At 70.6% G+C, this 6575-nt stretch carries 7 protein-coding genes and 1 pseudogene; 5 read left to right on the top strand and 3 right to left on the bottom strand.

What is annotated here, in order from left to right:
- From AC2W7M_RS00555 to AC2W7M_RS00545, 3 genes are all read right to left on the bottom strand, one after another.
- A partial coding sequence (locus AC2W7M_RS00555; RefSeq protein WP_486129340.1) for a DUF934 domain-containing protein occupies positions 1-551 on the bottom strand: 551 nt, incomplete at its 3' end.
- Positions 538-2190, bottom strand: coding sequence for a nitrite/sulfite reductase (locus AC2W7M_RS00550; protein ID WP_486129339.1), 1653 nt, complete (start codon positions 2188-2190; stop codon positions 538-540). The genes AC2W7M_RS00550 and AC2W7M_RS00555, both read right to left, overlap by 14 nt.
- 26 nt (positions 2191-2216) lie before the next feature.
- On the bottom strand, positions 2217-2540 hold the full coding sequence (locus AC2W7M_RS00545) for a DUF2849 domain-containing protein (protein WP_486129338.1): 324 nt from the start codon (positions 2538-2540) through the stop codon (positions 2217-2219).
- Between the two features lie 257 nt (positions 2541-2797).
- Here AC2W7M_RS00545 and AC2W7M_RS00540 point away from each other — a divergent pair.
- From AC2W7M_RS00540 to AC2W7M_RS00520, 5 genes and pseudogenes are all read left to right on the top strand, one after another.
- Positions 2798-3607: pseudogene (locus AC2W7M_RS00540) on the top strand (enoyl-CoA hydratase/isomerase family protein).
- Positions 3608-4053: 446 nt separating this feature from the next.
- The gene (locus AC2W7M_RS00535; RefSeq protein ID WP_486129337.1) at positions 4054-5133 is read left to right on the top strand and encodes a circularly permuted type 2 ATP-grasp protein; all 1080 of its coding nucleotides are present in this window, start codon (positions 4054-4056) and stop codon (positions 5131-5133) included.
- Positions 5134-5187: 54 nt separating this feature from the next.
- Entirely contained in the window at positions 5188-5400 is a 213-nt protein-coding gene (locus AC2W7M_RS00530) for a hypothetical protein (protein WP_486129336.1), read from the top strand.
- Positions 5316-5981 (top strand): alpha-E domain-containing protein, encoded by a 666-nt coding sequence (locus AC2W7M_RS00525; RefSeq protein WP_486129335.1) that lies wholly within the window; start codon positions 5316-5318, stop codon positions 5979-5981. Before AC2W7M_RS00530 ends, AC2W7M_RS00525 begins: the two co-directional genes overlap by 85 nt.
- A complete protein-coding gene (locus tag AC2W7M_RS00520; protein WP_486129334.1) occupies positions 5960-6571 on the top strand; it encodes an alpha-E domain-containing protein in 612 nt (203 codons plus the stop codon). The genes AC2W7M_RS00525 and AC2W7M_RS00520 overlap by 22 nt, the downstream gene beginning before the upstream one ends.
- Positions 6572-6575 lie beyond the last annotated feature (4 nt).

The raw sequence follows: 6575 nt of genomic DNA, 5'->3' as shown, positions 1-6575 counted from the left end.
CGTCGAGGCGCGGGCCGGCCGGATCGACCGCGTTCACTCGGCCGCCTCCAGGCGACGCGGGCCGGCGCGCCGGATCGGAGGTCGCGCGCCGTCGGACGGCCATCGCCGGTGGGCTGGTAGAACACCGAATAGCGCGCCAGTGCCGTCTTGAAGGCGGCGGCGTCGGCGCCCTTCTCCAAAGCGAAGGCGTCGAAGCCTGCACGCGCCATGAACAGCACCTGGTCCTGGAGCACGTTGCCGGTGGCGCGCAGCTCGCCGGTGAAGCCGTAGCGCTCGCGCAGGAGCCGGGCCTGGCTGAAGGCGCGGCCGTCGCGGAACTTCGGGAAGGCGAGCGCCACCAGAGCGAGGCGCGGAAGATATGGGGCGATGAGGCTCACGTCCTTGTCGTTGGGCCAGACGACCCCAAGCGGGCCGCGATGGGCGGCGAGCGCCGGATCGCCGGAGAGCAGCCGCGCGGCCGAAACGATCGCCGCGCCGCCCGGCAGCGCCTCGCCGTCGGCGACGAAAACGAAGGGATCGGCCGTGACGGCGCCGGACTTAACGAGGGGCATAGGCGCGCTCCTTGAACGGGTCGAGGCCGAGGCGCTCGACGGCGGCGATGAAGGTCTCGGACGGGGACGTGCGCAGTTCGAGATAGGTGTCGACGATGCGCTCCACCGCATCGACGATCTCGCTCTCGGGGATGGCGGGGCCGATCAGCTCGCCGAGGCGCGCCTTGAAGTTGCCCTTGCCGCCGAGCGCGATCTGGAAGAACTCCTCGTCCTTCTTGTCCACCCCGAGGATGCCGATATGGCCCACATGGTGGTGGCCGCAGGCATTGATGCAGCCGGAGATGTTGAGATGCAGCCGGCCGATCTCGGCGGCGCGTGCCGGGTCCGCGAAGCGTTCCGAGATGGCCTGCGCAATCGGGATGGAGCGGGTGTTGGCGAGCGAGCAGTAATCGAGCCCGGGGCAGGAGATGATGTCGCTCACGAGGCCCACATTGGGGGTGGCGACGCCGATGGCGTCGAGCTGACGCCACAGCTCCGGCAGGTCCTTCTGGCGCACGTGCGGGAAGGTGAGGTTCTGCTCGTGGGCGACGCGCACCTCGCCATAGGCGTAGCGCTCGGCCAGCGCCGCGATGGCGTCCATCTGGTCCGCCGTGGCATCGCCGGGCGGGCCGCCGATCGGCTTCAGCGACAAGGTGACGATGGCGTGGCCCGGCGCCTTGTGGGGCGCCACCGCATTGGCGTGCCAGCGGGCGAAGTCGGGGTCTTCGAGTGCCGCCGTGAGCAGCGCCGGGCGGTCATCCAGACGGTCGAAATCGGGGGTCGCGAAATGGGCGCGGACCTGGTCGATGGCGCTGGCGTCGAGCTTCAGGGCGCCGTCGCGGATCGCCGCCCACTCCGCCTCGACGCGGCGGGTGAATTCCTCAAGCCCGATCTCGTGCACCTGGATCTTGATGCGCGCCTTGTAGATGTTGTCGCGCCGGCCTTCGAGATTGTAGGTGCGCAGCACCGCCTCCAGATAGGAGAGCAGGTGCTCCTTGGGCAGGAAGTCGCGGATGGTCTTGCCGATGAAGGGCGAGCGGCCGAGCCCGCCGCCGACGATCACCTCGAAGCCGGTCTCGCCGTCCCGCCGGTGCAGGCGCAGGCCGATGTCGTGCACCTTGATGGCGGCGCGGTCGTGGGTCGCCGCCGTGATGGCGATCTTGAACTTGCGCGGCAGGAAGGTGAATTCCGGGTGCAGCGTCGACCACTGGCGGATGATCTCCGCATAGAGGCGCGGGTCCTCGATCTCGTCGGGCGCGGCGCCGGCCCAGGGGTCGGTGGTGGTGTTGCGGATGCAGTTGCCCGAGGTCTGGATGCCGTGGATGCCCACCCTGGCGAGGTCCGCCATGGCGTCCGGCAGTTCGGCGAGCTTGATCCAGTTGAACTGGATGTTCTGGCGCGTGGTGAAATGGCCGTAGCCGCGGTCGTATTTGCGCGCCACGCCAGCGAGCGCGCGCAGCTGGGCGGCGGACAGCGTGCCGTAGGGGATGCACACCCGCAGCATATAAGCGTGCAGTTGGAGATAGACGCCGTTCATGAGGCGGAGCGGCTTGAACTCCTCCTCGGTCAGCGCGCCCGAGAGGCGCCGCGCCACCTGGCCGCGAAAATCCTCCACCCGCTCGGCGAGGAAGGTGCGGTCGAACTCGTCGTGCACGTACATGGGAAACCCGATCGGTTGCCGCGCGCTCAGAGCGCGCCGGGCTGGAACGACTGCGCGACGGTGGGGCCGGTGGAGCGGATCCGCTCGCGCAGGGTCGCCGGCTGCGGAATGCCGGCATCCGACAGCGCGACGAGGTGGCGGATAGCGCCCACGGCGGTATCCTCGTCCGCATGGGCGATGTCGAGAAGCTGGTGGACCGCCTCGGCGCTGGTCGCCACCTCGGCCTCGGCGAGGCGCTCGGTCCAGCGGCCGCCGCGGCCGAGCCAGACCACGGCGCCGTCGGCAAGCCGGTTGGCGGTGACCACGGTGGGGCCGGTGATCTTCAGCTTGCGCTGGAGGGGGGACGTCATAAGCGGCGCTCCTCGCTTCGTCGCTGCAAACCACAGTTTGGAAGCGTTAAAACATCATCATTTCGTGGAATTTAAAATAAATCGCATCATCCGACTGCGCAATATGAAAATTCACGCTAAAAATTAATGTGAAATGAAGCTGGGCCGACGGACCGTCGGCCCACGACCGCAGCCACCTTGTGGCCCGCTTGCGGCTCGGGCAGCCTGCGGCGCCCGCGGCAGGTGCCGCCGCAGCCCCGAAGCACCGAGGAACGCCGATGTCCGAGAGCCCGTCTGCCGCCGATGCCGCGCCGATCCTGTTCACGGTGGCCGAGGGCATCGCCCGCATCCGCTTCAACCGGCCGGCGGTGCTGAACGCCATCGACGAGCCGACCATCCTCGCCTTCAAGGACGCGGTGGACCGCACGGCGAAGGATCGCTCGGTGCGGGCCGTGGTGCTGTCCGGGGAGGGGCGGGCCTTCCTCGCCGGCGCGACGTGGGCCGCTTCCACGCCGCCGGGCGCGAGGCGCCGAAGGTGGTGGCGGGCATCATCGACCCGTTCCACCACGCCATGGTGGGGCTCGCCTCCCTCCATGCGCCGGTGATCGCCAGCGTGCACGGCGCGGTGGCGGGCGCGGGGCTCTCGGTGATGCTTGGCCGCCGACCTCGCCATCGCCGCGGACGATGCCCGATTCACCATGGCCTATGCCCGCATCGGCACCACGCCGGACGGCTCCGGCACCTTCTCCCTGCCGCGCATCGTCGGCCTGCGCAAAGCGCTGGAACTGGCGCTGCTCAGCGACGTGATCGACGCCCCGGAGGCGCTGCGGCTCGGCCTCGTGAACAAGGTGGTGCCCGTCGCCGATCTTGGCGCCGAGACCGAGGCGCTCGCCCGTCGCCTCGCCGCAGGGCCCACCCTCGCCTTCGGACGCATCAAGCACCTGATGCGCGCGTCCTTTTCCCACACCCTGTCCGACCAGCTTCACGCCGAGCGCGACGCCTTCATCGCCAGCGCCGGAACCCGCGACTTCGCCGAGGGCGTGGCGGCGTTCGTGGACAAGCGCGCGCCAGCCTTCAAGGGCGAGTGAGGGCAGTTCTATTCACGTCCGAAAACCGGTTATTGACCGATCTCACATAGATTCCATAAGATCGGTCAACTAACTCGGAACGTGCTTCTATGACCTCGCGCCTGTCGCCGCTCGTCCGTGACGGCATCCTGTTCGCTTTGTCCTATGTCGTGATCCTGGCGGCGATCCTGTTCGGTTGAGGCGGCCTACCCCGGATCTCCTCGTCACTACCGGCCGCTCCGGCCCCTCGGATGTGTGGCCCGCGCGCATCGTTGAGAATTATTCTTTCCTCGGCGGAACGCCCGCGCGGTCGCGCAGACCCTTGCCGCCCGCCGCCCCGCTGGGAAGCGGGGCCGCGCGGTTGTCGGGCCGCCCGCCCTGCGTGCTGCCACGCGGGGTGCATCTCCTTCGCCTTTGGGCATAATGGCAGGCCGGCCGGGGAGCGCCGCGGGGGAAGGGGTTTTTGCGTGTCGGGGGCCGAGCAGCGCAGCGACGTGTTCGAGAAGGCTGCGGTCGAGAGCGTGCTCGGCGGCTACGAGACCTTGCCCGGCATCCGCGACGAGATGATGGATGCGGACGGCAAGCCGCGCGCCCATTGGGTGCCCTTCCTCGCCGCGCTGGCCGAACTCGGGCCGCAGGAACTGCGCCGCCGCTTCTCCGCCGCCGACCGCTATCTCAAGGATTCCGGCGTCTTCTACCGGGTCTATGACGATGCCGGCGGCGACGAGCGGCCCTGGTCGCTGAGCCACCTGCCGCTGGTGCTCGGCTCGGCCGATTGGGAGACCCTGTCGCAGGGCCTGATCCAGCGCGCCGAACTGCTGGAACTGGTGCTCCGCGACCTCTACGGACCCGCCCGGCTGGTCAGCGAGGGCGACATTCCCGCCGCCGCGGTGGCCGGCAGTCCGGAATTCCTGCGCCCCTTGGTGGGCGTGAAGCCGGTGGGCGGGCGCTATCTGCGGCTTTATGCGGCCGATGTCGGCCGCGGCCCGGACGGACGCTGGTGGGTGCTCTCCGACCGCACCCAGGCGCCCTCCGGCGCGGGCTATGCGCTGGAGAACCGGCTCGCCCTCACCCGCGCTTTGCCGGACGTGTCGCGCGCCTTGCGCATGCACCGCGTCGCCGCCTTCTTCCAGGCGCTGCGCACCTCTCTCCTGAAGCTCGACCGCACCGGCGAGGGGCGCATCGGCCTGCTCACCCCCGGCCCGCTCAACGAAACCTATTTCGAGCACGCGCTGCTCGCCCGCTATCTCGGCTTCCTGCTGGTGGAGGGCGAGGACCTCACGGTGCGCGGCGACACGCTGCATGTGCGCACGGTGGCCGGCCTCAGGCGCATCGATGTGCTGCTGCGCCGTCTTGATTCCGACTTCGCCGACCCGCTGGAACTGAATGCCCGCTCGCGTCTCGGCGTGCCGGGTCTGGTCCAGGCGGCCCGGGTCGGCGGCGTCTCGCTCGCCAATGCGCTTGGCTCGGGCCTGGTGGAGGCGCCCGGCTGCTGCCTCGCCTTCCTGCCGCGCCTCGCCCCAGCGCCTCATCGGGCGCGCCGCTGAAGCTGCCGCACGTGGCCACCTTGGTGGTGCGGCCAGGAGGCGGAGCGCGCCCAGGTGCTGGAGCATCTGGACGAACTGGTTCTGGCGTCCGCCTTCGGGCGGTCGGTGCCGGGCCTTCTGGAGGGCGGCTCGGTGATCGGCGCCGACCTCACCCCCCGCCGCCCCGCCGCCGGCTCGCCACCGTGCTGGCCCGGCGCGGCACGGACGTGGTGGGCCAGGACATCGCCCGCCTGTCCACCACGCCGGTGTGGACCGGCGAGAAGCTGACCCCGCGCCCCTTCATGCTGCGCGTGTTCCTGTGCGCCACCGACCGCGGGTGGGAGGTGATGCCGGGCGGCTTCTGCCGCATCTCCTCGGCGCCGGATTCGCGCGCGGTGTCGCTGCAGAAGGGCGACCGCTCGGCGGACGTGTGGGTGCTGTCGGATCAGGCCGTCTCCGACACCACGCTGCTCCCCAGTCCGGACAACGTGAAGGTGCGCCGCTCCTCCGGCACGCTGCCGAGCCGCGCCGCCGACAACCTGTTCTGGCTCGGCCGCTATGTGGAGCGCGCCGAGGCGACGTTGCGCCTCGCCCGCGTGCTGGTGAGCCGCCTCGCGGAAAACGACGACGAGGGCACGAGCCCGCTGGTGTCGCGCCTGCTCGGCCTGCTCGGCGCCTGGGGCGCCGATGCCGCGCGGCCTCGCGCGGGTGACGCCGGCGCGCTACGCCATCGCCGTGCTCACCCGCCACGACGTGCCCGGCGCGCTGCCGCAGCTGGTGCTCGCCGCGCGCTCGGCCGCCTCCGTCATCCGCGAGCCGCTTCTCGCCCGACGCCTGGCGGGCCCTGGTGGACCTCGAGGCGTGCGTGAACCTGCCGGTGCCCACCGCCCCCTCCGAGGCGGACGCCCACGAGCGGGCGGACGCGGCGCTGCGCATCATCGCCGCCTTCTACGGCCTCGCCTCGGAGAACATGAACCGCCTGACCGGCTGGCGCTTCCTGGAACTCGGCCGGCGCACCGAGCGCGCCATCGGCACCCTGCGATTCGCCCGGACCTTCGGCGAGCAGGGCGCCCCTCAGGGCTCGCTCGATGCCTTGCTCCAGGTGGCGGACAGCCGCATCACCTACCGCACGCGCTACGTGATGATGGAGGCGCGCGGGCCGGTGCTCGACCTGGTCCTGCTCGACCCGGACAATCCGCGCTCGGTGGCGTTCCAGGTGGAGCGCATGGCGGCGCATCTGAGGGTGCTCCCGGGCCGGGACATGGACGCGCCGCCGCCGCGCTGGGAGCGCCTCGTCGCGCGCATGCAGGCGGAGCTGGCGGCCGCCACGTCGGAGAGCTTCGATCCCGCCTGGTTCCAGTCCATGGAGGACCTCCTCATGGAGCTGTCGGACGAGATCTCCGCCCACTACTTCCTCCAGGGCCGTTCCCCGGAGATGACCCTGACCCTGGCGCTGTGAGGCG

The organism is Xanthobacter sp. BG11Y11_SDJG (genome assembly GCF_057364445.1).
This window is presented reverse-complemented; position numbering and strand designations above follow the sequence as displayed.

What these genes read in the sequence shown, in the direction of transcription:
- AC2W7M_RS00550 (WP_486129339.1), bottom strand. Translation starts at nt 2,190, where the DNA reads ATGTACGTGCACGACGAGTTCGACCGCACCTTCCTCGCCGAGCGGGTG.
- AC2W7M_RS00545 (WP_486129338.1), bottom strand. Translation starts at nt 2,540, where the DNA reads ATGACGTCCCCCCTCCAGCGCAAGCTGAAGATCACCGGCCCCACCGTG.